The sequence below is a fragment of the Pseudomonas cannabina genome (assembly GCF_900100365.1).
GTDB lineage: Bacteria > Pseudomonadota > Gammaproteobacteria > Pseudomonadales > Pseudomonadaceae > Aquipseudomonas > Aquipseudomonas cannabina.
Genome location: NZ_FNKU01000001.1, coordinates 5774257 through 5798415 on the forward strand (window position 1 = coordinate 5774257; position 24159 = coordinate 5798415).

The 24159-nt window shown below is 58.3% G+C and carries 24 protein-coding genes and 4 pseudogenes; 18 read left to right on the forward strand and 10 right to left on the reverse strand.

Going from position 1 to position 24159, the window contains the following annotated elements:
- Positions 1-25: 25 nt before the first annotated feature.
- Positions 26-1072: a GDP-mannose 4,6-dehydratase gene (gmd, locus tag BLT55_RS27040; protein ID WP_055001061.1), complete on the forward strand. Its 1047-nt coding sequence runs from the start codon at positions 26-28 to the stop codon at positions 1070-1072.
- Positions 1073-1148: 76 nt separating this feature from the next.
- On the opposite strand, the gene BLT55_RS27045 is transcribed toward gmd, so the two are convergent.
- The gene (locus tag BLT55_RS27045; RefSeq protein ID WP_007253069.1) at positions 1149-2108 is read right to left on the reverse strand and encodes a GDP-mannose 4,6-dehydratase; all 960 of its coding nucleotides are present in this window, start codon (positions 2106-2108) and stop codon (positions 1149-1151) included.
- A gap of 348 nt (positions 2109-2456) precedes the next feature.
- Here BLT55_RS27045 and BLT55_RS34980 point away from each other — a divergent pair.
- The 4 genes and pseudogenes from BLT55_RS34980 to BLT55_RS27060 form a co-directional block, all read left to right on the forward strand.
- Positions 2457-3089 (forward strand): annotated as a pseudogene (locus tag BLT55_RS34980) (PAS domain-containing protein); the annotation flags it as partial.
- A 156-nt stretch (positions 3090-3245) separates the two neighbouring features.
- Positions 3246-3680 (forward strand): annotated as a pseudogene (locus BLT55_RS34985) (methyl-accepting chemotaxis protein); the annotation flags it as partial.
- 168 nt (positions 3681-3848) lie between these two features.
- A complete protein-coding gene (locus BLT55_RS27055) occupies positions 3849-5117 on the forward strand; it encodes a hypothetical protein (RefSeq protein ID WP_055001062.1) in 1269 nt (422 codons plus the stop codon).
- Positions 5118-5141: 24 nt separating this feature from the next.
- Entirely contained in the window at positions 5142-5999 is an 858-nt protein-coding gene (locus BLT55_RS27060; protein ID WP_055001063.1) for an SH3 domain-containing protein, read from the forward strand.
- A 52-nt stretch (positions 6000-6051) separates the two neighbouring features.
- On the opposite strand, the gene ycaC is transcribed toward BLT55_RS27060, so the two are convergent.
- From ycaC to BLT55_RS27075, 3 genes are all read right to left on the reverse strand, one after another.
- Positions 6052-6678 carry an isochorismate family cysteine hydrolase YcaC gene (ycaC, locus tag BLT55_RS27065; protein WP_007253066.1) on the reverse strand — a complete coding sequence of 209 codons (627 nt, stop codon included), beginning with the start codon at positions 6676-6678 and terminating at the stop codon, positions 6052-6054.
- A 139-nt stretch (positions 6679-6817) separates the two neighbouring features.
- Positions 6818-8389 carry an alkaline phosphatase D family protein gene (locus BLT55_RS27070; protein ID WP_007253065.1) on the reverse strand — a complete coding sequence of 524 codons (1572 nt, stop codon included), beginning with the start codon at positions 8387-8389 and terminating at the stop codon, positions 6818-6820.
- A complete protein-coding gene (locus BLT55_RS27075; RefSeq protein ID WP_055001064.1) occupies positions 8386-8949 on the reverse strand; it encodes a GNAT family N-acetyltransferase in 564 nt (187 codons plus the stop codon). The genes BLT55_RS27070 and BLT55_RS27075 overlap by 4 nt, the downstream gene beginning before the upstream one ends.
- Positions 8950-9149: 200 nt before the next feature.
- Here BLT55_RS27075 and BLT55_RS27080 point away from each other — a divergent pair, with 200 nt between their 5' ends.
- The 6 genes from BLT55_RS27080 to mltA all read left to right on the forward strand — a co-directional run bounded on the left by BLT55_RS27080 (position 9150) and on the right by mltA (position 15936).
- Positions 9150-9557 (forward strand): ExbD/TolR family protein, encoded by a 408-nt coding sequence (locus BLT55_RS27080; RefSeq protein WP_003380333.1) that lies wholly within the window; start codon positions 9150-9152, stop codon positions 9555-9557.
- Positions 9557-10324 carry an energy transducer TonB family protein gene (locus tag BLT55_RS27085; RefSeq protein ID WP_055001065.1) on the forward strand — a complete coding sequence of 256 codons (768 nt, stop codon included), beginning with the start codon at positions 9557-9559 and terminating at the stop codon, positions 10322-10324. The genes BLT55_RS27080 and BLT55_RS27085 overlap by 1 nt, the downstream gene beginning before the upstream one ends.
- Positions 10325-10344: 20 nt before the next feature.
- Positions 10345-12627 (forward strand): TonB-dependent receptor, encoded by a 2283-nt coding sequence (locus BLT55_RS27090; RefSeq protein ID WP_055001066.1) that lies wholly within the window; start codon positions 10345-10347, stop codon positions 12625-12627.
- 26 nt (positions 12628-12653) lie between these two features.
- Positions 12654-13304 carry a MotA/TolQ/ExbB proton channel family protein gene (locus BLT55_RS27095; RefSeq protein ID WP_007253061.1) on the forward strand — a complete coding sequence of 217 codons (651 nt, stop codon included), beginning with the start codon at positions 12654-12656 and terminating at the stop codon, positions 13302-13304.
- 63 nt (positions 13305-13367) lie between these two features.
- The gene (locus tag BLT55_RS27100; RefSeq protein WP_055001067.1) at positions 13368-14621 is read left to right on the forward strand and encodes a phospholipase D-like domain-containing protein; all 1254 of its coding nucleotides are present in this window, start codon (positions 13368-13370) and stop codon (positions 14619-14621) included.
- A gap of 115 nt (positions 14622-14736) precedes the next feature.
- Complete coding sequence (gene mltA / locus BLT55_RS27105) at positions 14737-15936, forward strand: murein transglycosylase A (protein WP_055001068.1); 1200 nt, start codon at positions 14737-14739, stop codon at positions 15934-15936.
- An 87-nt stretch (positions 15937-16023) separates the two neighbouring features.
- Here the strand turns inward: mltA and BLT55_RS27110 are convergent, their stop codons facing one another.
- Positions 16024-16485 (reverse strand): RES family NAD+ phosphorylase, encoded by a 462-nt coding sequence (locus BLT55_RS27110; protein WP_055001069.1) that lies wholly within the window; start codon positions 16483-16485, stop codon positions 16024-16026.
- Positions 16482-16931 carry a DUF2384 domain-containing protein gene (locus tag BLT55_RS27115; RefSeq protein WP_007253057.1) on the reverse strand — a complete coding sequence of 150 codons (450 nt, stop codon included), beginning with the start codon at positions 16929-16931 and terminating at the stop codon, positions 16482-16484. Before BLT55_RS27115 ends, BLT55_RS27110 begins: the two co-directional genes overlap by 4 nt.
- A gap of 276 nt (positions 16932-17207) precedes the next feature.
- Here BLT55_RS27115 and BLT55_RS27120 point away from each other — a divergent pair, with 276 nt between their 5' ends.
- The 5 genes from BLT55_RS27120 (at position 17208) to BLT55_RS27140 (ending at position 20797) form a co-directional block, all read left to right on the forward strand.
- Positions 17208-18212, forward strand: coding sequence for a response regulator (locus BLT55_RS27120; RefSeq protein ID WP_055001070.1), 1005 nt, complete (start codon positions 17208-17210; stop codon positions 18210-18212).
- Between the two features lie 3 nt (positions 18213-18215).
- The gene (locus BLT55_RS27125) at positions 18216-18698 is read left to right on the forward strand and encodes a PAS domain-containing protein (RefSeq protein ID WP_007253055.1); all 483 of its coding nucleotides are present in this window, start codon (positions 18216-18218) and stop codon (positions 18696-18698) included.
- A gap of 96 nt (positions 18699-18794) precedes the next feature.
- On the forward strand, positions 18795-20051 hold the full coding sequence (locus BLT55_RS27130) for a 3-phosphoshikimate 1-carboxyvinyltransferase (protein WP_055001071.1): 1257 nt from the start codon (positions 18795-18797) through the stop codon (positions 20049-20051).
- A 147-nt stretch (positions 20052-20198) separates the two neighbouring features.
- The gene (locus BLT55_RS27135; protein WP_024652560.1) at positions 20199-20453 is read left to right on the forward strand and encodes an AbrB/MazE/SpoVT family DNA-binding domain-containing protein; all 255 of its coding nucleotides are present in this window, start codon (positions 20199-20201) and stop codon (positions 20451-20453) included.
- Positions 20450-20797, forward strand: coding sequence for a type II toxin-antitoxin system ChpB family toxin (locus tag BLT55_RS27140; protein WP_055001072.1), 348 nt, complete (start codon positions 20450-20452; stop codon positions 20795-20797). Before BLT55_RS27135 ends, BLT55_RS27140 begins: the two co-directional genes overlap by 4 nt.
- Before the next feature lie 47 nt (positions 20798-20844).
- Here the strand turns inward: BLT55_RS27140 and BLT55_RS27145 are convergent, their stop codons facing one another.
- Positions 20845-21507 carry a ChrR family anti-sigma-E factor gene (locus tag BLT55_RS27145; protein WP_055001073.1) on the reverse strand — a complete coding sequence of 221 codons (663 nt, stop codon included), beginning with the start codon at positions 21505-21507 and terminating at the stop codon, positions 20845-20847.
- Positions 21507-22019, reverse strand: coding sequence for a sigma-70 family RNA polymerase sigma factor (locus tag BLT55_RS27150; RefSeq protein ID WP_055001088.1), 513 nt, complete (start codon positions 22017-22019; stop codon positions 21507-21509). Before BLT55_RS27150 ends, BLT55_RS27145 begins: the two co-directional genes overlap by 1 nt.
- Before the next feature lie 579 nt (positions 22020-22598).
- Between BLT55_RS27150 and BLT55_RS34130 the strand changes: the two genes are divergently transcribed.
- Positions 22599-22907, forward strand: a complete 309-nt coding sequence (locus tag BLT55_RS34130) for a hypothetical protein (RefSeq protein ID WP_223862759.1) — start codon at positions 22599-22601, stop codon at positions 22905-22907.
- A 135-nt stretch (positions 22908-23042) separates the two neighbouring features.
- On the opposite strand, the pseudogene BLT55_RS34135 reads toward BLT55_RS34130, so the two are convergent.
- Positions 23043-23168 (reverse strand): annotated as a pseudogene (locus BLT55_RS34135) (aldose 1-epimerase); the annotation flags it as partial.
- Positions 23169-23194: 26 nt separating this feature from the next.
- A pseudogene (locus tag BLT55_RS34990) lies at positions 23195-23266 on the reverse strand (VapC toxin family PIN domain ribonuclease); the annotation flags it as partial.
- Between the two features lie 314 nt (positions 23267-23580).
- Here BLT55_RS34990 and BLT55_RS27165 point away from each other — a divergent pair.
- Complete coding sequence (locus BLT55_RS27165; protein ID WP_055001089.1) at positions 23581-24153, forward strand: hypothetical protein; 573 nt, start codon at positions 23581-23583, stop codon at positions 24151-24153.
- Positions 24154-24159 lie beyond the last annotated feature (6 nt).

Sequence of the window (24159 nt, forward strand, 5' to 3'; positions counted from 1 at the left end):
CAGCTCCAGACCGGAACCGATATCAATGAATGCACCCAAAGAATCCGTAATCATCACTGGCATCACGGGCCAGGACGGCGCGTACCTCACACAGCTTCTGCTGGAAAAAGGTTACAAAGTCTACGGTACTTATCGCCGTACCAGCTCTGTCAACTTCTGGCGCCTTGAAGAACTTGGCGTCGCCCAGCATCCGAATCTGCATCTGGTCGAGCATGATCTGACCGATTTGAGCGCCAGTATTCGTCTGTTGCAAAAAGCCCAGCCCACTCAGATTTACAACCTGGCGGCCCTGAGTTTTGTGGGTGTGTCCTTCGACCAACCGATCACAACCGCCGAGATCACGGGGCTGGGTGCCGTCAACCTGCTCGAGGCGATACGTATCGTAGATCCCGGAATACGTTTTTATCAGGCCTCCACCTCTGAAATGTTTGGCAAGGTGCAAGAGGTGCCGCATGTCGAAACCACCTCGTTCTATCCGCGCAGCCCCTACGGTGTTGCCAAGCTGTACGCTCACTGGATGACGATCAATTATCGGGAGTCCTACGGCATCTTTGGCGCCAGCGGCATTCTTTTCAATCACGAATCGCCACTGCGTGGCAAAGAGTTCGTCACACGCAAGATCACCGACGCAGCCGCTCGTATTTCACTGGGTATGCCGCAGTTGCTGGAGTTGGGCAATCTGGATGCCAGACGTGACTGGGGATTTGCCAAGGAGTACGTCGAAGGCATGTGGCGCATGCTGCAAGCCAAAGAGCCTGACTCATTCGTTCTGGCCACCAACCGATCCGAAACGGTTCGTGATTTTGTATCCATGGCGTTCAAGGCGGTCGACATAAGTCTTGAGTGGGTAGGCAGTGCAGAAAACGAAAAAGGCGTTGACGTGAATACGGGCAAGACTCTCGTGCAGGTCAATCCAAAGTTCTATCGCCCCTCTGAGGTCGAGTTGCTTATCGGCAACCCCGAAAAAGCCAAAAACGTGCTTGGATGGGAGGCCAAAACCGGGCTTGAGGAGCTTTGCCGTCTGATGGTTGACGCGGATCTGAAGCGGAATCAGAAAGGCAGCTCGTTCTGAGCGTGCTGCTGCGTGCGGCATCAGGTGTGTTTCAAGGCGTCATCAGGCATGCCGCCTTGCTTGAATATCCGCTGGTTCACACCGATGAAGCCACTTCGTTGCGCCAATAATCGAGCAAGGTTGTCAGCGTGTCGTTCAGCGGGGTCGTCGGCTTCCAGCCAGTGGCGCGGTGTATGGCAGCGTTGTCGCCGTAAGCGCTGGGAATGTCCGAAGGACGCATGCGCTCCGGGTCGACGGTCACTTCAATGGCGCGTGAGCTCAGCGCTATCAGGCGATGGAGTATTGTCTCGATAGTGGTGGGCTCGCCGCTGCATATATTCAAGCACCTTGGATAACCTTCCTGACGGTCAGCCAGTTTCAGCAGGGCCATGTAGGCATCGCACACGTCTTGTACATCGAGAAAGTCTCGCGCCGCTTTCAGGTTGCCGACTTTCAGTTGCGCAGGCTGCTTTCCCGCCTCAATCAAGGCAATCTGCCGCGCGAACGATGCCGTTGCGAAATCAGGTGATTGTCTGGCTCCGATATGATTGAACGGGCGCACGACGATACCTTTGTGACCCTGACGAAAATGCTCGTCGACGGCTTTTTCGGCGGCAAGTTTACTGGCCGCGTAGGGATTCATGGGTTTGCAGACGCTGTGTTCGCCAAGCGCATGACCTTGCTTGAATGCCTCGCCGTATACTTCCGACGAGCTTACAAATAAAACGAACGCCTGCGGCGCACATCGCTGCACTGCCTGTAGCAGGTTCACGCTGCCCATGACGTTGGTTTGCCAAGTGAGGGCAGGGTCTTTGAAGCTGGTAGGAACATGCGTAATGGCCGCCAGATGCACTACATGAGTAGGGGTGGTTCGCGACAGTGCGGTCTCCAGGCCAACAGCGTCGCGAATATCACAATGCAAAGATTCGTTGGCATATGGCGAGGGAGCGGACTCGGCGCCGACCAACGCAGTGACATGATGTTCGGCATGTCGCAGCATGCTGCACAGCATCTGGCCAACGAAGCCGTTGGCACCAGTGATCAGAATGCGTTGCATTAGGGCTTCCTCAGTGACCGTGCTTTAGGCAACGGAGCTTAACAGACACTTTCGACACGGCAGGCCAGACCTGCTGCACATTGACATCCGCCACGCGTGCAGGGTTTCCATCGCAAGCCTGGCCCAATCGACGTTTTCTGGATCTCAGCCCGAATTTCGCAAAGAAATTAAATTTCACCCGTCATATTCCGACGAAATGCCTCCACTGCGTCTACGCTGATGCCGATATATGCTTACAACCCCACGATCGGTGCAGCCATGTTCAATACTCGCTTGAAAAAGGAATTACAGGCACAGCAGGCCGAGTTATTCATGTACCGGCAAATGCAGAAAGGGATCGACGCGCGGATGCTGGCGCTGACCCTGGATGCCAGCAATCGCATTACCCACGCCAATGACAATTTTCTGCAGGCGCTGGGCTACACGCTCAATCAGATTCTGGGCCGTGACCTGGACCAGCTGATCCCGAGCTACGTCAGACAGCTCAGTTGTTACCGTGACCTCAAGTCGGCCGTGCAGAACGGCGAGTCGGTCATCGACAGGTACCGATTTCTGCATGCCAACGGCAGTCTGGTCTGGATCCGCGCCATGTGGCAGCCGGTTCTGGATGAACAGGGCAAGCTGACGCATCTGCAGTGCTACGGATCAGACATCACCCAGACCGTCGAGACCGCTGCCGAGAATTCCGCGTTCATTCAGGCATTGCTGCGCTCGAGTGCGGTCATCGAGTTCGACCTGAGCGGGCATGTCCTGACGGCAAACGAGCAGTTTCTGCGCGGTATGGGGTACAACCTGGCGCAGATCAAAGGCAAGCATCACAGCATCTTCTGCGATCCGCAGGAAACGTCGCAGGCCCCGTATCGGGATTTCTGGGCGACGCTCAACCGTGGCGAGTTCGTCGCCGGCCGGTTCAAGCGTATCGACAGCAGTGGCCGGGAAGTCTGGCTGGAAGCGACCTATAACCCGGTCCATGATGCTCAGGGCAATCTCTATAAAGTCGTCAAATTCGCCACGCTGGTGACCGATCAGGTGGCCCGCGAAGATGAAGTCAGCCAAGCCGCCAGCGTGGCCTTCGAGATATCTCAGCAGACTGACATCAGCGCCCAGCGCGGCGCCGATGTTGTGCAGAACACGGTCGAGACCATGCGCAAGATTTCTCAAGAGATGCAGTCGGCTGCGTCCGGGATCGAAGCATTGGGCAAGCAGTCGTTGTTGATCAATTCCATCGTGCAAACCATCGGCGGTATCGCTCAGCAGACCAACCTGCTGGCGCTCAACGCTGCCATCGAGGCGGCTCGGGCTGGCGAACAGGGCAGGGGCTTTGCCGTGGTGGCTGACGAGGTTCGTCAGTTGGCAGGTCGAACCAGCGCAGCGACCGAGGAGATTGTCAGCGTCGTGCAGCAGAATCAGGCGCTGGCCGATGAGGCGGTGCGCGGCATGGCCAACAGTCGCACCCAGGCGGAGCAGGGGCTGGTGCTGGCTAACGAGGCGGGCGCGGTGATCGTTGAAATTCAGGAGGGTGCCAAGCAGGTGGTGGGTGCTGTCGGCCGGTTTGCCAATCAGCTCAGGTAACGCCTGATCTGCCGACTTCAGGTGTTGCGCGGCAGTGATGACCAGCAACACCTGATAGCTCTGGCATCATTTCTGGACGGCAGGCAAAATGCCGGATTGGATGGTCAGTGATCACAGCGCCCCAAGGTGCCCTGAATTGCTGGCTCCTCTCTGACAAGGACTGGTTGGATGCTGCTTGCTGTACTCGCTGTTCTCAACGTTTTCTGCCTGTTCGGCGGGCTGCTATTCAATGCGGAGTTATTGAATAAAGCGGGCGCCGACATCCCCCTGAAGAACTTGCAGACGCTTGAAATATACGGCCAGAGCCTGGCGGCAGTCAGCGTGTGTCTGGTGGCCTGGCGCGTCTGCATCTGGGCTCATGGTAAATGGGGGCATCAGCAACACCTCATGCGTTCCATTCTGCTGAGCACCGTCATTCTGGCCCCGGCGACCTGGTGGGTTCAGGGCGTGGTTCCGGACGTCATTGCCGAAGAGTTTCCGTCGGATCTGCGGGTTTACAGCCTGTACGCCTATGTGACGAAAAAAGGTCTGCTCTACGATTCATTGCAGATTCCCGGCATTCCTTATCAGGCGTATCGAGACAAGGGCGAGGGCAAGGCCTTCATCGCCAACCTCGGCGTACTCATGAGTGTCCAGGGTTCTTATGTCGAGCAGATCGACCGCAATTTCCAGGGATTCGCCCAAGCTGTCTTCAAAGGTTACACCCGGCGCAACGCCGATGTGCTTTATGAGCGCCTGCAAACGGAATTCATCCCGGTCTTTAACGATATCGCCCGTGAGTACACACGAGTAGAGGCTTTGCGGCGCTCCGGTGTACCGGGCAGCAATCGCAAGCCGCTGGCTGTATCCCAAAATGCCGTTGAAGCGCAGGCTCGGCCAAGTGCGCAAGACTATGCGCTGGCGATGCCTTCAGGCCTTCGCACCCGGCAAGCGCTGGCCAACACCCCTGAGGTCCGGCATATGGCGCGGCAGATGCTTGGCCCGCGCTATGTCGAGGGTATGGACCTGCTCGCAACCCGCATTCAGTTCAACGACTACCTCAACGGCATTGCCGCCAATATGGCCAGCGACGTGGCGAGTACCGACGTGCAGGGCGAGCAGAGCCTGAGTGTCCTGAAAAACATGTGGTTCGTGCCGTGGTCGTTGCTGAGCGGTCTTTTCATGGGGGCCCTCAATATCGTCGGCCTGCTGCTGGCGACCATCGAGCGCCGCGCCTTCATTCAGAAGAGAATTCTGGCCCTCAGAATCATGTCGATTGCCTTGATCGTGGTGATTCCGCTGTTGGCCGGCAACGCGATCATTCAATCGCCAGGCTACCGCACGGCGTTCAAGAGCATCGAGACAGGCCCGACCTTGATGGCCGGTGTCTTTCATTGGGCGATGTCTGCAGAAGCCATGTTGTACAACCTGACCAGGCCTCTGCTCAACGCGGAGTGAGCGGTTTAAAACGGAGTGAACCCAGTGCGCAAGAAATTCGTTGCATCAGTTCTGGCGATAACGGTCGCCACTTCAGTCACCGGATGCGCGCAGTTGGGCATCAGCAAGGAGCAAGCGGGTACGGTGATCGGCGGTATTGCCGGTCTGGCGGTCGGTGCGACGATGGGCAAGGTCAATGGCAAGATCGCCGCAGCGCTGGTCGTTGCGGGCGTTGGCGGCTACATCGGCAACCGTATCGGCCAGAGGCTGGATGACCAGGATAAACAGGCACTGGCGCTGCGCACTCAGGAAGTTCTGAATCAGCCCGCTACCCCTGTCGCGCAACCGACGACCCTTTGGCGTTCCGATCATTCCAATGCCAGCGCCCGGATCACGCCAGGCCCGGCATACACAGCAACCCGGACTATCGACGTCAAACGCACGCCCCATATTCAGGCCGTGCCGTCGATGAAACTGATCAATCAGCCTTACGTCACCCGCTCCGGTCTGAATGTGCGTTCAGCTCCCGACATGAGCGCTGGCAAAGTGGGTAGCCTGCCGGGCAATACCCAGTTCACCGCTGTGGGCTCTACAGGAGACTGGATTCTGGTCGGGCGCAAAGGTGTAACGGTCGGCTACGTGCACAAAGACTACGTGATGACGCAGTCCGATGCCGATGCCAGAAAGCGGCGGTCTGCAGTCAGGTTCGATGACATGAACGTGTCAGCCAGCAAAGAGACCGAGGCATTCGACCTGGGCTCTATCTCGACCCTGCCGTCGAGCAAAACGGCGGCCGAGACCACCTGTCGCCCGGTTGCTGTCAGCGTGGAAACCCAGGGTGGCGGCGAGAAACAGGAAAATACCTTTTGCAGGCAGGCCAACGATACGTGGGAGCTGATTTGAGACACGGACTCATGAAGCCTGTGAATACAGGCTTCATGCGCTTCGCTGTGACTCAGTTGGCAGTCAGCGCCGAATAGCTGTTCATCAGATTGCGGTAGTTCGGGATCCGCTCGGAAAGCAAGTTACCCAAGCCTTCGATGTCGTTGCGCCAGTCACCCTGCAGCTCACAGGCCACCGAAAACCAGTTCATCAGTTGCGCACCTGCCTGAGTCATACGCGACCACGCGGCCTGTTGAACCGTGGTGTTGAAGGTGCCGGACGCATCGGTGACCACGAACACTTCAAAACCTTCAGCCAGAGCCGACAGCGTCGGGAAGGTCACGCACACATCGGTCACTACCCCGGCAATGATCAATTGCTTGCGGCCAGTCGCCTTGATCGCCTTTACAAAATCTTCGTTATCCCAAGCATTGATCTGACCCGGACGGGCAATATACGGCGCATCGGGAAACATGGCCTTGAGCTCCGGAACCAGCGGGCCATTGGGGCCTTTTTCGAAACTGGTGGTGAGGATAGTCGGCAACTCGAAGAACTTTGCCAGGTCAGCCAGTGCCAGCACATTGTTCTTGAACTCGTTTGGCGAGAAATCCTGCACCAGCGAGATCAGGCCTGTCTGGTGATCGATCAGCAGAACGATAGCGTCATCTTTGTTCAGGCGGTTGTAGGTAGTGTGAGTCATGGTCAAGTCCTTTCGGTTGGGTAGGTGAGGTCTGGTGTGCAACATGGGCTCAGATTAGTAGGTCACCGAAAAGGGAAAAAGCGCTTGGAGAGGGTTTGACTGTCTCGCCACAGTGGACAATGATTCTTCAGCGCCTCGATTAACCGATAACTGCCCCAGCCTTACCCGCCTCCACGACGAAACGTTTGAGCGTCGACACACTGGCCGCGGGGTCCAGCACGTTCGAAACCGCCTGAAAACGGGTCAGCATTTGTTTTTCGCTCAGATCGACAGATACATAGCCACGCTGGCGGCTGTCGAAGAACTTTACGTGCGGATTGAGCCCGAGAATGCTGCTGAAGGCCTCAAACGGTGGTCCGCCGGATGTTACCGACGTGCCGACGAACTCCGTGGCGATGATGTCGGAGTCGGGGTTATTCGCATCGGCATGCAGGTCGGTGGTCCAGAACGAATGGATATCGCCACCCCAGAACACCGGGTTGCGGGTTTGATGGCGTTGCAGCGACCGCAACATGCGCTCGCGAGTGGTCATGTAGCCGTCCCAGCCATCGGTCCAGCGGCCCAGTTCCTGAGTTTTAAGATCGCGCTGTTTCAGCGGCGCGACCAGCAAATCCTGGGCAATGACATTCCACTGCCCCGGCGATTGAGCAAAGCTGCGATCCAGCCAGGCTTCCTGTTCCCAGCCAAGCATGGTGCGCTTAGGGTCGGCGAGGTCCGGACAATCGCTGCGCGCGACGTAGCCCCTGTGGCTGCCATTGGCCGGGACGCAGGCTTGTTCGGAGCGGTATTGCCGACCGTCCAGCACATGGAAGCGTGCCAGGCGGCCGTAATCCAGATGGCGGTAAATGCGCATGTCCGGTCCTTTGGGCAGGCTGCTGGCCCGCAATGGCATGTGCTCGTAAAACGCCTGATAAGCGGCGGCTCTGCGGCGCAGAAAGCTTTCTACCGAAACGCCCGGGTCTTGCGACCACTGCGCGGCATAGTCATTCTGCACTTCGTGATCGTCCCAGGTGACGATGCTCGGCGCGCAGGCATGCAGGGCTTGCAGGTCCGGGTCGGTCTTGTACTGCGCGTAGCGGTTGCGATAGCCAGCCAGGTCCATCGGGTCCGATGTGGCATGACGGCGTGGGAGCCGGGTATTGGCGGGAGAAACGTTCGCTTCATAGATGTAGTCACCGAGATAGAACACCAGGTCCGGTCGCTCCGCCGCCAAGTGTCGGTAAGCGCTGAAATACCCGGCTTCCCAATGCGAACACGATACAAAGCCGAACCGCGCCGCGGCCATGGCATTTGTGGGTGGTGCCGTGCAGGCCTGACCCACCGGGCTTTGCGCGCCCAGGCTTTCGAACTGATACCAATAGGGGCGACCGGGCTGCAGACCGCTGACCTCAACGTGCACCGAATGCGCAAAACGTGACTGAGCGGTGGCCTGGCCAGAACGTACGATGCGCGTCATGGCCGCATCGCTGGCGATTTTCCAGCGGACCTCGACGGGTTTGCTCAAGCCGCCATTGCCCGTCGGGGTGATCACCTGGGGAGCAAGGCGTGTCCAGATCACAAAACCATCAGGCAACGGATCGCCGGACGCCACGCCCAGCGTGAACGGATAATCGATACCCGCACTGCGGGCAAACGGGCTGAGGATCGACAGCAGCGTGGCCCCGGCCACGCCTGTAATGATGCGGCGACGGTCCGGATTGAAATCAGTCATGACGCAGCCTCCGACGCTTCGTACTGGGTGCGCAGCAGCCCGAACAGCAACATGTCTTTGAAAACGCCGTTCTTCATGAATGCCTCTTTCATACAGCCCTCATACAACAACCCGCACTTCTCCAGCACCTTGGCGCTGGCCAGGTTGTCGCTGAAGCACTGACCTGCGATGCGGTTGAGGTTCATGTTATTGAAGCCATACGTCAGCAACCCGTGCACCGCTTCACTGGCGTATCCCTTGTTTCGGTAATCAGCACCGGTCCAGTACCCCAGATTGGCGCTGTGATGCGATGTCGCGAAGCGTAGCGAAATGACCCCTGTCAGCTCACTGGTTTCTTTTATGTGAACCCCGAGGCTCAAGGTTCTGCCGGCAGCAAAATGTCCGGGTATTTCAGCGATGAATGCCTGCGCATGCTCTCGTGTATAGGGGCTCGGGAGCGCAGCGGTCATGGTGGCAATCACAAGCTCGTCGGCCAGCCGCGACAGGGCTGATGCCTGTTCCGGCTGCAACGCGGCCAGCAAAAGGCGTGAGGTTCGGATACGGGGCAGCTCGGGACACATCGCAGGTCATCCATCGAGTTAAATGCTGAAACGCTGCCGCGTTGTGATGATGTTTGCGTGACAGGCGCAAGAAACATTTAAGTGCCACGTAATGTGCGAACAAACACCATGTAACAGTCATGTATCGGTCTTGAAAAACTAACCGATCGGTCATGTTCGGTTGCTAGATTCTCGGCCTCTAACAAGAGGGAGAAGCGGGCATGAGAACGTGGGATGAACCCAAAAAACGCAAGGCGCACATCGAACTGATCCCGATGATCGACGTGATGATGTTCCTGTTGGTGTTTTTCGTGCTGGTCAGCCTGAACGTGATTCCGGCGCTGGGTATGAAGACTCAGTTACCCAGTGCCAGCAGTTCTCAGCAGCTGAAGCCGCAGAACAAATCGATCCTGACCCTCGGGCTCAACGGCGAATTGCAGCTTGATGGCAAGGCGACCACCGTTGACGCTCTGGTGCCTGCCTTGAAGGCGCTGGAAAAACCTGACACCAAAACGACCATCATCGTGAACAGCGACAAGGGCGTCGAGGTAGCACGCCTGGTCGAAATCATGGACACGTTGCGTCTGGGTGGCTTCACGTCCGTTTCCATTGCCACGCGTAAATCCTGATGTATGCCTTGTTTCGCATGCGTCAGTGGCTGGGCGGCTTGCCTGCGCTGGTGGCGCTCATTGCAATCGTGATCGGCGTGCAAACCCGGCCTCTGAAAATGGAGCCGGTCTACGATGAGTCCGCTGTGGAACTGGCTCTGGTCGAGCCCGAACCGCCTGCGCCTGAGCCTTTGGCGCAACCCGAGCCGCCTCCGGTACAACCTGAAGAGCCGCCACCTGCGCCGCCCGTCATCGAGAGCGAAGAAGCCGAGCCTGCGCCGCCACCGCCTCCCAAGCCGGTTCCCAAACCCAAGCCGCAACCTAAACCGGAGCCGAAACCCGAACCGCGCCCCAAACCTTTGCCCAAGCCGGCAGTGGCCAAGCCCGTCGAACCGGTTCAGGCCCCCAGCAAGCCGATAGCCAGCGCCCCGGTCTCGCCGCCGTCACCGCCTGCACCACCCGCGCCGCCGAAAGTGGACACTCAAGGTATCGAGGGCGGCTACCTCAAAGGGCTGCGCAACGAGCTGGATGGCTACAAACAATACCCGACCGGACGTCAGGCATCGCTGGAGCGCCCGAGTGGCGAAGTGGTGGTGTGGTTGTTGGTCGATCGGCAGGGTCGCGTGCTGGATTCCGGTATTCAGACCCAGGCCTCCAGCATGCTGCTCAACCGGGCCGCTACCAACAGCCTGCGACGCATCAAGCAAGTCAAACCGTTTCCCGAACAAGCCTTCGGCGGGCGCAATGAACAGCGCTTTACCGCCACCTTCAACTACAGCGTGCAATAGCACTGACAAGGAACAAAGTGATGAAGCTTTCCAGGATTCACCTTGCGTTGGTCGCCGCTGGCATGAGCCACGGCATGGTCATGGCTGACCAGAGTGCGAGTGACGTCGGCACCATTGGCGTGCAGGGCAAAGCGACTGCCGGTGGCGGTTACATGGTGCAGGAGGAAAGCATCAAGGCGCGTTCCACCGTGACCAAGGAGGCGCTCGACAAACAGACCGCAACCGGCAACGCAATCGACAAGCTCAAGTACACCCCGGGCCTTAATATCTCCAGCGAAGACGCCACCGGTCTTTCGGGCTTTCGCTTCACCATGCGCGGGCTCAACTCCGATCAGGTCGGCATGTCGGTAGACGGCATGCCGATCAACGACTCCGGCAACTATGCGCTGTACTCCAACCTGCTGGGTGACCCGGAAAACATCGATCAGATATTCGTCACTCAAGGCTCTGCCGAAAGCGATGGCCCGCATATCGGTTCCAGCGGCGGCAACATCGGCATTGTGACCATTCGGCCCACCAAGGAAACCGGCGCGTTCGTCAAGCAAGTGGCGGGCAGCAACGGCACTTACAAGACCTTTGCACGCCTCAATACCGGCGAGATCAACGGGCTGAGCAACTGGCTGTCGATGTCTCACACCGAAGGCCAGAAATGGCGCGGTGATGGGGCGGTGCGCGCTGACAAAGTGGAATGGAACAGCTTTTTCGACATGGGCTCGGGCAATACGGCCAACCTGATTCTCAAGTATCACGAACAGGACAACAACAGTTACAGCCAGCTTACCAAGAGCCAGTTCGAGCAGGGCGGGCGCAAGTTCGACCCTTATCCGTCGACGCCCGCGCTAGGCAGCAACGGCAATCTCTCCAGTTATTACGAGCTGGCGCAGAACCCCTTCCAGACCTTCACCGGTGTGCTCAATACTCAATTCAAACTGGCCGACAATCTGGCCCTTTCCGTCGTCCCGTATTACTTCTGGGGCAACGGCAGCGGTGTCAACAGCTCTTCTTACGCGCTTAATCGCGGCTCGAATCAGAATGGCGTATTCGACCTGAGCAACTTGCCGACAGCCGCTGCCTACAACGCTGACGGTTCATCGACCACTGGCGTTTATTACCGGCCTTCGCGCACCCAGACCTGGCGTCCGGGCATCACCACCAAACTGAACTGGGATGTCAACGACGAGCACAGCGTGCAAGTCGGCTACTGGTATGAGCGTGCGCGCCAGTTGCAGACCCAGCCTTTCATCCGTCTGAAGAGCAACGGCAAGCCGCAAAGCATCTGGCCAGATTCCGATTACATGGTCGATGCCAACGGCAATGAGATCCAGGGTCGGGACCGCTATACCGTAACGCCAGCCCAGAAAGTCTGGGCTCAGGACACCTGGTATTTCGCCCCGGACTGGACGCTGATTGGCGGCCTGGCTTACATGAATGTGAAGCGCGAAGGCACCAACCACGGCAGCCTGACCGAGCGCCCGGAAGAGCGTGACCAGACGTATAACAAGCTGCTGCCCAACGTAGGTCTCAAATACCAGCTGGATGAACGTGACCAACTGTTCTACAGCCTGTCACGCAATATGCGCGTGCCCCAGAACTACGTACTGTATGACCAGGGTGCCGGCTCTATCGACAGCAAACCGGAAACCAGCTGGAACCACGAACTGGGCTGGCGCTTTACCGATCAGGACATGACGCTGGCGGCCACCCTGTTCTACATGAAGTTCAAGGATCGCCAGGTCTCATCCCGTGATATCAACGGTGACTTTGCCGACATCAACGCCGGTGCAGTGGACAACAGCGGTCTGGAACTGGAGTGGAGCGGCCTGCTGCCCAACCATTTCAACTACTACACCTCGTACACCTACACCCGCGCCAAACAGAAAGATGACCTGACGGTGTTCAACAACGGCGCAGCCATCGAACTGCCGACCAGCGGCAAGCAGTTCGCCAACGTACCGAAGAACATGCTGGCGGCCAATATCGGTTACGACGACGGCAGTTATTACGGCACGTTCGGCGGCAAGGTCACCAGCAAGCTCTATGGCGACCTGACCAACGATGAAAGCATTCCGGGACGTACCATCTTCAATCTGGGCGCAGGTATCTATCTGCCGGTGGACAAGAAAATCGTCAAGGACGCCACCTTGCGCCTGAACGTCGACAACCTGTTCGACAAGGAATACCTGGACGGCGTGTACACCACCAAAACCAATGCTGCCCGTTACAGCGGTTTCCGCGATGGCGACCCGGCCTACATCGTCGGCGTCGAGCGTACCGTCACGGTTTCTCTGGAAGCCAACTTCTAACCTTTCATTGACCAGAGGTCTGCGCCATGGACATGAATCAGCTCCACGACATCACTTTTTATGTGATGTACGCCGCCATCGCGATTGCGATCTTCGTCGCGATTGAACGCGGCATCTACTTTGCCTACGTACGTCGCCAGTCGCGGGCGCTGCAAGCTGCGCTCAATGCTTCGGTACACAGTGAAAAAGACCTGCCGGAAACGCTGACACGCCGCACCAGCCTGCCGCTGGAAATGGTTCTGCCGGTACTGGCGCAGAAAAATGCTCACGGTTCACGCCGGGATCTGGATGACGTCATTGAAACCCAGTACCTGAGCACTCGCGCGCCATTGTCCCGTAGCCTCTGGCTGATCGAGACCATCACCACGGCCGCGCCTTTGCTGGGATTACTGGGGACGATCCTGGGCATCATCGATACCTTCAAAGCTCTGGCCAGCGCTGGTGTGTCCGATCCCGGGCAGATTTCTGCCGGTATCGGTACAGCGTTGTTCGCGACAGGTCTGGGTATCGCAATCGCGTTGTTCTGCGTGGTCTTTCACAACTACTTTCAAGACAGCCTCGAGCGCATCAACGATCAACTCAAGATCCTCCTGATCCGAGCTTCCAACGGGGCGCGGGTTCAGGACGAAATGTCGCATCCGGTCGCCATTCCCCAGCCCAACTTCCGGACGGCATGATCGACACGTCGGCGCAGGTCTTTGACGTGCGCCGTTTCTGCCTGTTTTGGCTATGAGACTGCCATGCACTTCTCTATCCGGTTTCGCTCTATGTCCATGCGCTATCTCAGCCTGATTGCCGCGTTGCTGCTCGGCAGCCCGGTCGCACATGCGGATTTCGCCATTCCCGGTTTCGAACTGGTGCACACCGTCCCCGTCGGGACCGACCTGCACACCCCGGACCTGCGGGCGCCCGGCGATGTCTGGCGCGAGCTAATCGGCGCGGCCCGCGAGCGTATTGATATCGAACAGTTCTACGTGGCAGATCAGCCAGGCTCGGTGATGGGCAAGGTGCTTGAAAGCCTCACTGCAGCGGGGCAGCGCGGGGTAAAAATACGCTTTCTGCTGGAAGAAAAGGGCCTGAAGCTTTCCGATCCAGAGACCCTTGAACGCTTGCGGGCAATCCCCAACCTGACCTTGCGGGTGCTTCCATACGCCAGGCTAACCGGCAGCGGCATCATCCACGCCAAGTTTTTCGTTGTGGATGGCCGGCAGGCGTTCATAGGCAGTCAGAACTTCGACTGGCGTTCACTGGAACACATCCACGAAACCGGTTTGCGTATTGACGAGCCCACTGTCGTCCGCCAGACCCAGGCTGTGTTCGATCAGGACTGGCTTGCCCAGGCTGCCATCGCCGACGGCAAACCGGTGCCGGTGCCTGTTTCTGTGGCGCCTCCTGTCAGCGGCTCATCGCCCGGTGGCAATTATCTGGTCGCTAGCCCGCGGCGCTATAACCCATCGGGCGTGCGCGACTCCGAGACCGAACTGCCGCGTTTGCTGGCACAAGCCAAACGCGAGGTTCGTGTCCAGTTGCTGGACTACGCGCCCCTGTCCTATGGGCCTGATAAAACCCGGCCTTACTACGCGGTCATCGACAACGCCATCCGCAGCGCCGCCGCCCGTGGCGTCTCCATCAAGCTCATGGTTTCAGACTGGAACACCGGCATGCCTGAAGTCGCTTACCTGAAAAGTCTGGCCTTGGTGCCAAACGTGCAGGTGCGCATTGTTACATTGCCGATGGCTGCTCAAGGCTTCATCCCCTACGCACGCGTGATCCACAGCAAAACCATGGAAATTGATAACCAGATCGCCTGGGTCGGTACCAGTAACTGGCTCGGCGGCTACCTCGACAACTCGCGCAATCTGGAAGTTGTGATGCACGACAGTAAGATGGCCACGCGCATTGGCCTGTTGCATGCACAACTCTGGGATGGGCCATATGCACAGCCCATCGACATCAATCGTGACTATCCGGAACCGCATCCGGGCCAGCCTTGAGGCTCATGGGCGAATAATGTGTCGGACAATCCAGGTCGTTACCTCTAGGCCCATACGCCAGCTTCAGCCACAATGACACACTTTACCCACCAGCCTGCTGCGGGCTGTAAACGGATTGGTGCTGCTGATGACGTTCTCCTTCAAGCCATGGTCGCGGAGCCTGGCGCTCGCTTTGCCACTGGCCTTCTTGCTGACCGCGTGTGACAAATCCGATAAACCGGCTGCGCCGCCAGCCACGCCGCATACCACTTACTCTCAAGCCACCTGGGACGCGCTGCCAGCGGTTTCGGATGCTGATTTGCAGGCCGGTTTCGCTGCATGGCGCAGCGCCTGTGTTCGCCTCAAGGCCGATGCCGTGTGGGGGCCGACGTGTGCGGCAGCGGCAAGTCTTGCGGCTGCGCCGGACGCGGCGCAGATCCGTACATTTCTGCAGGAGCAGTTGCAGGTCTACAGCCTGCGCGCCGACAGCGGCAGCACCGATGGCCTGATCACCGGCTATTACGAGCCGGTCTATCCCGGCAGCCTGACCCAGACAGCGACCGCCAATGTGCCGGTGTATGGCATTCCGGATGATCTGATCGTGGTCAATCTGGACAGCATTTACCCGGAGCTCAAGGGCAAGCGCCTGCGCGGTCGGCTTGAGGGGCGAGTGCTCAAACCTTATGACGACGCTGCGACGATCAATGCAAAGGGCCTGAATGCGCCGGTCATTGCCTGGCTGACCGACCCGATGGATCTGCAGTTCTTGCAGATTCAGGGCTCCGGGCGGGTCAGCCTGGAAGACGGCTCGCAACTGCGTCTGGGCTACGCCGATCAGAACGGTCGTCCGTATCGCGCTATTGGTCGCTGGCTGGTGGAGCAGGGCGAGTTGAAGAAGGAAGACGTGACCATGGGCAGCATCGCTGCGTGGGCCAAGGCGCATCCGGAGCGGATCAACGAACTGTTGGCCAGTAACCCGAGTTACGTGTTTTTCGGCCGTAACCCTGACAGCAACGAAGGTCCGCGTGGCTCGCTCAACGTGCCACTGACGCCGGGTTACAGCGTGGCCATCGATCGCAAGGTGATTCCGCTGGGCAGTCTGCTCTGGCTGTCCACCACACGACCGGACGGCAGCAGCGTGGTTCGCCCGGTCGCCGCGCAAGACACCGGCGGTGCCATTGCCGGTGAAGTACGCGCCGACCTGTTCTGGGGCACAGGTGAAGAAGCCGGCAAGCTGGCGGGTGACATGAAGCAGAAGGGCAACATCTGGTTGTTGTGGCCCAAGGGCGTGGCATTGCCTCAGGCGGATGTCGCTCAGACGCCAGCGAGTCAGTGATCAACAGCCGGGGTTTTTAAGCGGGAAGCTCTATGGCGTATTCGTGCCAGACATAGAGCTTTCCCTTCTGCCCGCTGTGCAAGCCGCTCACGTCAGCCGTGGGTCTACATCAAACGTCAGTTCTCGGGCCGTTGCGACAACGGCTTCGAACGCCGGATGCCGGACATTGAGCACGTAGTTCTGCTCGCGCGGAATGATCACGCTGGGTACGGCCAGTGCCAGGCTTTGACCAGACGCCAGCCAGGCGTCGCCGAATGTGGCCGTGGCTTGTGGCGCGGGTTCTTCGCGCCAGTCGGGTGGCAGGGTGTCGGGGCGCGCGTTGAGGATAAGTTCTTCGGCGATCTGCAGTTCAAGCATTGCGTAATGCCGGGCCACGCCGGTGTTGTTCAGGTGAACCAGTATCTCCAGCAGCGCCAGCGATTCGCTGCCCGCGCAGTACAGGCACGCGTTGCCCTTGCTGTTCCAGCGTCCGCCGTAGAGCTTGGCACCTTCGCCGTCGAACGCTTGCGCCAGCCATTTGCGCTTTACCAGACGATAAACGGCAATCACGCGACCACTCCGTGCTCCAGCCGACCGATCAGGTCCAGCACGGCCTGGGCTTCGGCTGAGGTGGCGAGCATCTCCAGCGGCCTGCGATTACCCAGCCCGTGCACCGGATTGGCCAGCCACAGGCGGGTGGCTTCGGTGTCATCTTCGAACAGGTCCAGTGCTGCTTTATAGACGGCTGCCAGTCGAAACAGACGGTCACTTTCCTCGGCGTTGAAGCGCCGCACCTTGAGACGCCTCTGCAAGGTTGCCGGTGCGATGCCCAGATGTTCGGCCAGCGTCGAGCGGTTCAGGTCGGTGTAATGCGCCAGACGTTCGAACACCTCATAGGGCAAGCCGCTGTGCAATGCCGTGTGCAGGCGGGTGCCACGTGCCGGAATGCCCAGGTGCTGCCAGAAGTCGTCCTGCCGGGGCTTGGCGGGTTGGTAGTCGCTGATGGGCAGGGACATGACTCACCTCTCTGGTACGCAGTCGATCTATCGAGTGATCGCTATTGAATCTATCACTTGATAATAGGCCTGTTTGCCCGGCGGCGGTAGTGATCTGCAGCAATAGATGACGACTTAAATTACAGAAACGTCAAAGAGCGCCGATTTAGGCTATAGGTTAGTTTGAATGTTATCGATAGAGCGTTACAGGCTCAGGCCATTCTCCCCCCGACAGTGCAGTCGAACCTGTACGTGCTGCTACCGTCGGCCTGATTTTTCTGCAGTGAGAACCACACGATGTCCACGCTTGCGCTATTGATATGTGACGACTCGAACATGGCGCGCAAGCAGTTGTTGCGTGCCTTGCCCGAAGACTGGGATGTGTCGGTCACACTGGCTACCCAAGGCCAGGAAGGTCTGGAGGCCATACGCAAAGGGCAGGGCCAGGTCGTGCTGCTCGACCTGACCATGCCGGTGATGGACGGTTACCAAACGCTGGCGGCGATTCGTGCCGAAAAACTGGACGCCAGGGTGATCGTCGTGTCCGGCGACGTACAGGACGAAGCGGTGCGTCGAGTCATGGAGCTGGGTGCGCTGGCGTTCCTGAAAAAGCCGGCTGATCCGGACGAGCTCAAAAGCACGCTGGAGCGCCTCGGCCTGTTGGGCAAACCTGCGACGGCACCGGTGCCCTTGCCGGCGCTGAACAACAAGGGCGGGGTGATCAGCTTTCAGGATGCGTTCCGGGAAACCGTCAACGTCGCCATGGGGCGCGCGGCAGCATTGCTGGCCAAGGTACTGTGGGTATTCGTGCAGTTGCCGGTGCCCAATGTGAACATGCTCGAAGTCGGCGAGTTGCACATGGCGCTGGCCGATGCGCACAGTGATCAGCGTTTGACGGCGGTATGCCAAGGTTACATCGGTGGCGGAATCGCCGGTGAAGCGCTGCTGATTTTTCATGACTCGGAAATCTCCGGCATCTCGCAACTGATGGGCGGCGATCATTCCGACAGTTCTGACATGGAAATGCTGCTGGACCTGTCCACGATCCTGATCGGTGCCTGCCTGAGCGGCATCGCCGAGCAGATCGACATTGCCTTCTCGCAAGGCCATCCGCAGCTATTGGGCGCGCAGGGCGGGATCGATGAATTGATCCGCATCAATCAGCAGCGCTGGAAAAAAACGCTGGCGGTCGAAATCAGTTACAGCGTGGAAGGCCACAATCTGCATTTCGATCTGCTGATGCTGTTCACCGAAGACTCGGTCGAGCTGCTTACCAAAAAACTCGCCTACATGATGAGCTGACCCATGAGCAACGCTATTGAAATCAACGAGCTTCATTGGTTGCTGGCCGTCACCCAGAACATTGACGTGGGCATTGTGGTGCTGGACCTGAACTACCGGGTCACGGTCTGGAATACGTTCATGGAAAACCGCTCAGGTGTGGTGCCTTATGTGGCCATCGACAAGACCTTTTTCGAGATTTTTCCCGAGGTCAACGCCAAGTGGTTCAGCAAGAAAATCGATAACGTCGTGACCCTCGGCACGCCTGCGTTCACCATCTGGGAGCAGCGGCCGTACCTGGTGCGTTTCAAGAATTATCAGCCGATCACCGGGCAGGAGGAGTTCATGTACCAGAACACCACGCTGTTTCCGCTGCGCTCGACCACGGGCGCGATCAGCCATGTGTGTCTGGTGATCTATGACGTTACCGATGTGGCGGCCAACCGCAATCAGTTGCTGGCGGCCAACGACAAGCTACAGCAGCTGTCCGGCGTGGCGCCCGAGTGATCAGCCTGCGCCCATGACCATCCAGCAAAGCCGCCCTGCGAGCTTGATCGTCCTCGTGCTAGGATCGCGATTTTTCCGCTGACGCTCAGGGACATCATGCGATCTCAAGCCACTCTCACTGTTATGCCTGTCGAGCGCCCGCTGGTCGGGCGCGTCAGCCCGCCGGGCTCCAAGTCGGTCACTAACCGGGCGCTGCTGCTGGCGGGCATGGCCAAAGGCACCAGTCGTCTGACCGGCGCGCTGAAGAGCGATGACACCCGGGTGATGTCCGACGCGCTGCGTCTGATGGGCGTGCAGGTCGATGAGCCGGATGACAGCACCTTCGTGGTGACCAGCAGCGGCCACTGGCAGGCACCTCAGCAGGCGCTGTTTCTCGGCAACGCCGGGACCGCGACGCGCTTCTTGACGGCAGCGCTGGCCAACTTCGAAGGCGATTTCGTGGTGGACGGCGACGAGTACATGCGCAAGCGCCCGATCGGCCCGCTGGTCGATGCCTTGCAGCGCATGGGCGTGGACGTCAGCGCGCCCACTGGCTGCCCGCCGGTGGCGATCAAGGGCAATGGCGGGCTGGCGGCAGGCCGCATCGAGATCGACGGCAACCTGTCCAGCCAATATGTCTCGGCGCTGCTGATGGCCGGCGCCTGCGGCAAGGGCCCGCTCGAAGTGGCGCTGACCGGCAGCGAAATCGGTGCACGCGGTTACGTTGATCTGACCCTCGCCGCCATGCAGGCGTTTGGCGCAGAGGTCCAGGCCATCGGCGACTCAGCCTGGAAAGTCTCGGCCACTGGCTACCGCGCGACCGATTTCCATATCGAACCGGACGCCTCCGCCGCGACCTACCTCTGGGCTGCACAGGCCCTGACCGAGGGCAACATCGACCTCGGCGTGGCGAGCGACGCGTTCACTCAGCCAGATGCCTTGGCCAGCCAGATCATCGACCGCTTCCCGAACATGCCCGCCGTGATCGACGGTTCGCAAATGCAGGACGCAATCCCGACGCTGGCGGTGCTCGCAGCGTTCAATCGTCAGCCAGTGCGCTTTGTCGGCATCGCCAACCTGCGAGTCAAGGAGTGCGACCGTATTTCAGCCCTGTCCCAAGGCCTGTGCGCCATCGCGCCCGGCCTGGCGGTTGAAGAGGGTGACGACCTGATTGTCAACGCCAACCCGGCCCTGGCAGGCACCACGGTCGATGCGTTGATCGACACCCACGCCGACCACCGGATCGCCATGTGCTTTGCATTGGCCGGCCTGAAAATCAAAGGCATCCGCATCTTGGACCCGGATTGCGTCGGCAAGACCTACCCCGGTTACTGGGATGCGCTGGCTTCGCTGGGTGTGAGTATTCAGCGCTGACAGATCAGGTTTATCGGCTCGGGAAGCCTTTAGGATTTCGAGACATCTTGAGCTGGCAATCTACGGTTGTAGATACTATGTTTATACGTTGGGATTGCATGCCTCGTATTAGGTATCTACAGTATTGCTACGTTATGAGGTGTCTTGATGGAAGTGAAAATTCAGCAATGGGGCAATAGCGCTGCAATTCGTTTGCCCGCAAACGTGCTCAAGCAGATGAGCCTGTCTAGCGGAGATGTGCTTACGCTTGATGCGTCTGCAGAAGTCATCACGCTCAAACCCGCTAAAGCAAAGTTGCATTATCGATTGGCTGACTTGATGGCAAAATGTGATTTGAGCGCGCCTGAGCCCACAGAATTGGCCGAATGGAACACCATGCAGCCAATTGGACGTGAGGTTTGAAACGGGTCAAATTCAACCGGTCGGATATTGTGCGACTGAACCTGAATCCAACAGCAGGCCGCGAACAACAGGGCGATTTTCGTCCTGCGTTGATTCTGACGCCTGCGGCTTATAACGTATCGGGCCTTGTAATTATTGCGCCCATCACGCAGGGCGGCGACTTCGCTCGGTATGCCGGTTTCGCGGTGCCGTTGAGCGGTTCAGGTACCGAAACGCAGGGTGTCGTTCTTTGCAACCAGATTCGAACCGTCGACCTTGAGGCTCGTGGCGCAAAGCGTGTTGAATCAGTTCCCGAGATGGTAATTGACGATGTGCTGGCTCGCGTTCAAGCCCTTTTTGAATAGCAGGTTTTGCTAGTTGCCTGGCTCCTCAATCTGCTCGCCGCCGCTTCTCAAATCCCGAAAAACGGCTGCATCATCCGCGCCAGCAGCCCATGAAAGCGCAGCTTCGATTCCGCGGCCAGCACGCAAATGCATTCCCGGTCGGGGTAGGCAATCGGCTGGTGCTGGATGTGGCTGTCGAGATCGGCCACGTCACCCAGGCCGAATTCACCCTGCACGTCGTAGTAAGCACCCTTGAGGACCATGGTCATCTCGCCGCTTTCATGGCTGTGAACCGGCATGCTCACGCCCGGGGCGATTTTCAGCAGCATCAGGTTGCCATGCTCGATGCCCTCGGCGCGAACACGCTGTACACCGGGGACGAGGGTTTTCCATTTCAGCTCGCTCAGGTGACGACCGAAATGCGCCTGCATGCAGGTCGGCAACAAATCCGGGTCTTGGTTGGCTGCAGGCATTGAATGCAGGGGCGGTTCAACGCTTGTGGCCTGCTCATCCAGACGCGCCAGCATGGCCGAGCGGCCCTTGAGCGGCACAACCGTGCTGGTGTGCTGTTGCATCAGGACGCCGCCGATCTGCTCTGCCTGCCTGAGCCGCATTCTGCACTCGGCGCAGCGCTCCAGATGGGCGGCGGTGACCAGAGAGATGACCTGCGACAGCGCCCCCGATGCATAGCTGATCAGCGTTGCTTCATCCGGATGATGCAGTGGGCCCATCATGACTCCTCCATCCGTGAGCGAAGCTTTTGAAACGCCAGACGCAAGCATGACTTCACCGTTCCCAGCGGCATGTCCAGGCGTTCGGCAATTTCCCGATGGCTGAGCGCTTCGAAATAAGACATTCGCAACACTTTGGCCTGATCGGCGGGCAGGTTCTGGATCGCGGTGTTCAGTTGTTGCTCCTGACGCTGGCTGTAATCGAGCGTTCTGTCTACTGGGGCCTCCAGCCGCTCAAGTTGTTCCAGGGAGTTTTGTACCTGCACCCAACCGCGATCCTTGCGCACGCTGTCGATGTACAAATTGCGCGCGATGCGGAACAGCCAGGTCCCCAGTCTGGCTTTGGCCGGGTCGAAGGACTCGGCCTTGTGCCAGAGCTTCAGGAGCACTTCCTGCACCAGTTCTTCAGCCTGCCCTTCAGGCACATTCAGGCCCGTCAGATAGCGCAATAAACGTGGGGCGAAGTGGTCGTAGATGCGCATGAAGCTGTCGCGGTCCCTTTGACGGGCCACGGCGGCGACTTCTTCAATCCAAAGTCGGGTTATCGTCGAATCGCTGTGCGGGTTGGACAAGTGACAGAAGGTCCTGAGACTGGCAGTTATGCGCATGATCCACCTTCTGATCACCATTGTCTGGTATTGGTTCGCGATGCAGAAGTGTTACGTAGCGGGATGGGGATTGGATCATAGGATGTGACGAGCGGCTCGGAGCATTTTTACAGGTTCGGCCATTACAATGGCCTCGGGCCGGTCATGCAGACAGTCGCTGTCATTTCTGACAGTAGCTCAGTGAGCGCTAGCTGTTTAATGTGAGATCTGGATGTTATCAAGGTCAGGGAGACCCTCATGGATACTCGCGTTGCACGTGCTTCATCTACGTTTGCCAGGCTGGCCGGTATACTGCTGGTAATCGTTTGTAGTGGGCTTCTTTTAGCGCCGGAACGATCACAGGCCGGAGTTCTAGACATTGTTGTCTGAACAGGAACTCATACTGGAACTTTTTCGCCAGGCCTGACAAACACCAGCCAGCCAACCGATGTTACGACGACAAGCAATTGGGGTCCGTGTATAGGAGTACCTTTCGGCACAAGTGTGTCGTCCAGCCAGAGCTTTCAGGCGCCCTTATCCTGTAACGCTCTGCTGCAGAACACCACCGATGTAGAATGGATCATTAACTGGAGCAATGGAACCACCAGTACTTATAAGTACGATGCGTTTTATAACGATACTGTTGGTCTGAATAAAACCATAGTGGGTATCGGGAAAATCGTGGCTGGACGTTACACGGGGGCGCTTGCGATAACGACCTATGTGCTTTTCAATCTGGGGCTCAACGACTGCGCCACGACCACGGGTGTCGCCAGCATGAGCGGCCCTTCAAACCTGATTATTATTCCGTAACCACTGGCCGGGCAGCACATGGACAGAGCCTGCTAGGGAGGCGCTGATTTATTCGATTTTTCGTCCCTGCAACGCTCTGGAGGCCTTGATTTATCTGGGGGCAACAGCTGGGTTTTAGAATAAATCAGCGTCTCCCTAGATGTTTTTGTACTGCAGGCTGAATCCCAACCCCATCGACTCCTCCTGCCACAACAGCTTCAATCCCGGATGCTCCGGCAAATGATCGGCATTGACCGGATGGCTGAAGGGCTCGAAACAGAACAGGCGTTGCAGCTATAGCGTTGAGGTCATTGGCTTACCCAGTCTTCTACCCTCAGCCCCTCGACACGCTGGAATTCACGCTGGTTGTTAGTGACCACGAAACCGGGATATCCCGGTGGGTTTCGAACGCTTTGCCCGTGCCGATCGCGGACTGGAACCGTAGCGGCTCTCGGTAGAGCGGCTAACCCGATGTTGATAGATTTGCCCTGTCCTGAACACCTGAACCTTGGATGTGCAGGCTGATAAGGGCTTTGACGGCGTGCCGAGGATCACGGGAAGGAATGGCAGGTCTTGCAGACGGGTGCGCCAAGCGTCGCGGCCATGGGCTGCTACTGTCATTTCTGACAGTAGAGTAATCAACGCCGGCTGATTATCCTGAGGGTTGGACGATATCAAGGTCAGGGAGACCATTATGGATATTCACGTTGCGCGCGCTTCATCTACGTCAGTAAAACTGGCCACGCTATCGCTGGTCATCGTGTGTACGGGGCTTCTGTTAGCGCCCGAGCGATCACAGGCTGAAGAGGCTAACCGGACGATCTGTCTGGCAGGAACTCATACTGCGAACTGGTCGCCCGGGGTGACCAACACGGCGAAGGATGTCAATGTCTCGACAACCAGCAAATGGGGCCCCTGTGCATCGCATCCGCAACTGAAGGGGGTCAGCGCCTCATCCAGCGCACATTTCAAAGCAAATTTTTCCTGCAAATCCTTGCTCCTGCAAACCAACCCGATTGTCTGGGACATCAAATGGAGCGACGGTGCCGCCAGCACTTACAAGTTCATCGCGATCCTCAACAACATCGGTAATTTGAGTACCACAATCCTCGGTGTCGGAACGATTATGGACGGCCGATACAAGGGCGCCAGCGCGGTCAGTACGTTTGTACTGAGCAGTGACAGTTCCTCACCGAATAACGATTGCAACAAGTGGAGCGGTGTTACACAGGTCAGCGGCCTTTCGACACTGGTTATAGCCCCATGATGCATG

Excerpts from the sequence above, each read along its gene's own strand:
- gmd (WP_055001061.1), top strand. The coding sequence starts at position 26 with ATGAATGCACCCAAAGAATCCGTAATCATCACTGGCATCACGGGCCAG.
- BLT55_RS27045 (WP_007253069.1), bottom strand. The coding sequence starts at position 2,108 with ATGCAACGCATTCTGATCACTGGTGCCAACGGCTTCGTTGGCCAGATG.
- BLT55_RS27055 (WP_055001062.1), top strand. The coding sequence starts at position 3,849 with ATGCTGCTTGCTGTACTCGCTGTTCTCAACGTTTTCTGCCTGTTCGGC.
- ycaC (WP_007253066.1), bottom strand. The coding sequence starts at position 6,678 with ATGACTCACACTACCTACAACCGCCTGAACAAAGATGACGCTATCGTT.
- BLT55_RS27070 (WP_007253065.1), bottom strand. The coding sequence starts at position 8,389 with ATGACTGATTTCAATCCGGACCGTCGCCGCATCATTACAGGCGTGGCC.
- BLT55_RS27075 (WP_055001064.1), bottom strand. The coding sequence starts at position 8,949 with ATGTGTCCCGAGCTGCCCCGTATCCGAACCTCACGCCTTTTGCTGGCC.
- BLT55_RS27080 (WP_003380333.1), top strand. The coding sequence starts at position 9,150 with ATGAGAACGTGGGATGAACCCAAAAAACGCAAGGCGCACATCGAACTG.
- BLT55_RS27085 (WP_055001065.1), top strand. The coding sequence starts at position 9,557 with ATGTATGCCTTGTTTCGCATGCGTCAGTGGCTGGGCGGCTTGCCTGCG.
- BLT55_RS27090 (WP_055001066.1), top strand. The coding sequence starts at position 10,345 with ATGAAGCTTTCCAGGATTCACCTTGCGTTGGTCGCCGCTGGCATGAGC.
- BLT55_RS27095 (WP_007253061.1), top strand. The coding sequence starts at position 12,654 with ATGGACATGAATCAGCTCCACGACATCACTTTTTATGTGATGTACGCC.
- BLT55_RS27100 (WP_055001067.1), top strand. The coding sequence starts at position 13,368 with ATGCACTTCTCTATCCGGTTTCGCTCTATGTCCATGCGCTATCTCAGC.
- BLT55_RS27115 (WP_007253057.1), bottom strand. The coding sequence starts at position 16,931 with ATGTCCCTGCCCATCAGCGACTACCAACCCGCCAAGCCCCGGCAGGAC.
- BLT55_RS27120 (WP_055001070.1), top strand. The coding sequence starts at position 17,208 with ATGTCCACGCTTGCGCTATTGATATGTGACGACTCGAACATGGCGCGC.
- BLT55_RS27125 (WP_007253055.1), top strand. The coding sequence starts at position 18,216 with ATGAGCAACGCTATTGAAATCAACGAGCTTCATTGGTTGCTGGCCGTC.
- BLT55_RS27130 (WP_055001071.1), top strand. The coding sequence starts at position 18,795 with ATGCGATCTCAAGCCACTCTCACTGTTATGCCTGTCGAGCGCCCGCTG.
- BLT55_RS27135 (WP_024652560.1), top strand. The coding sequence starts at position 20,199 with ATGGAAGTGAAAATTCAGCAATGGGGCAATAGCGCTGCAATTCGTTTG.
- BLT55_RS27145 (WP_055001073.1), bottom strand. The coding sequence starts at position 21,507 with ATGGGCCCACTGCATCATCCGGATGAAGCAACGCTGATCAGCTATGCA.
- BLT55_RS27165 (WP_055001089.1), top strand. The coding sequence starts at position 23,581 with ATGGATATTCACGTTGCGCGCGCTTCATCTACGTCAGTAAAACTGGCC.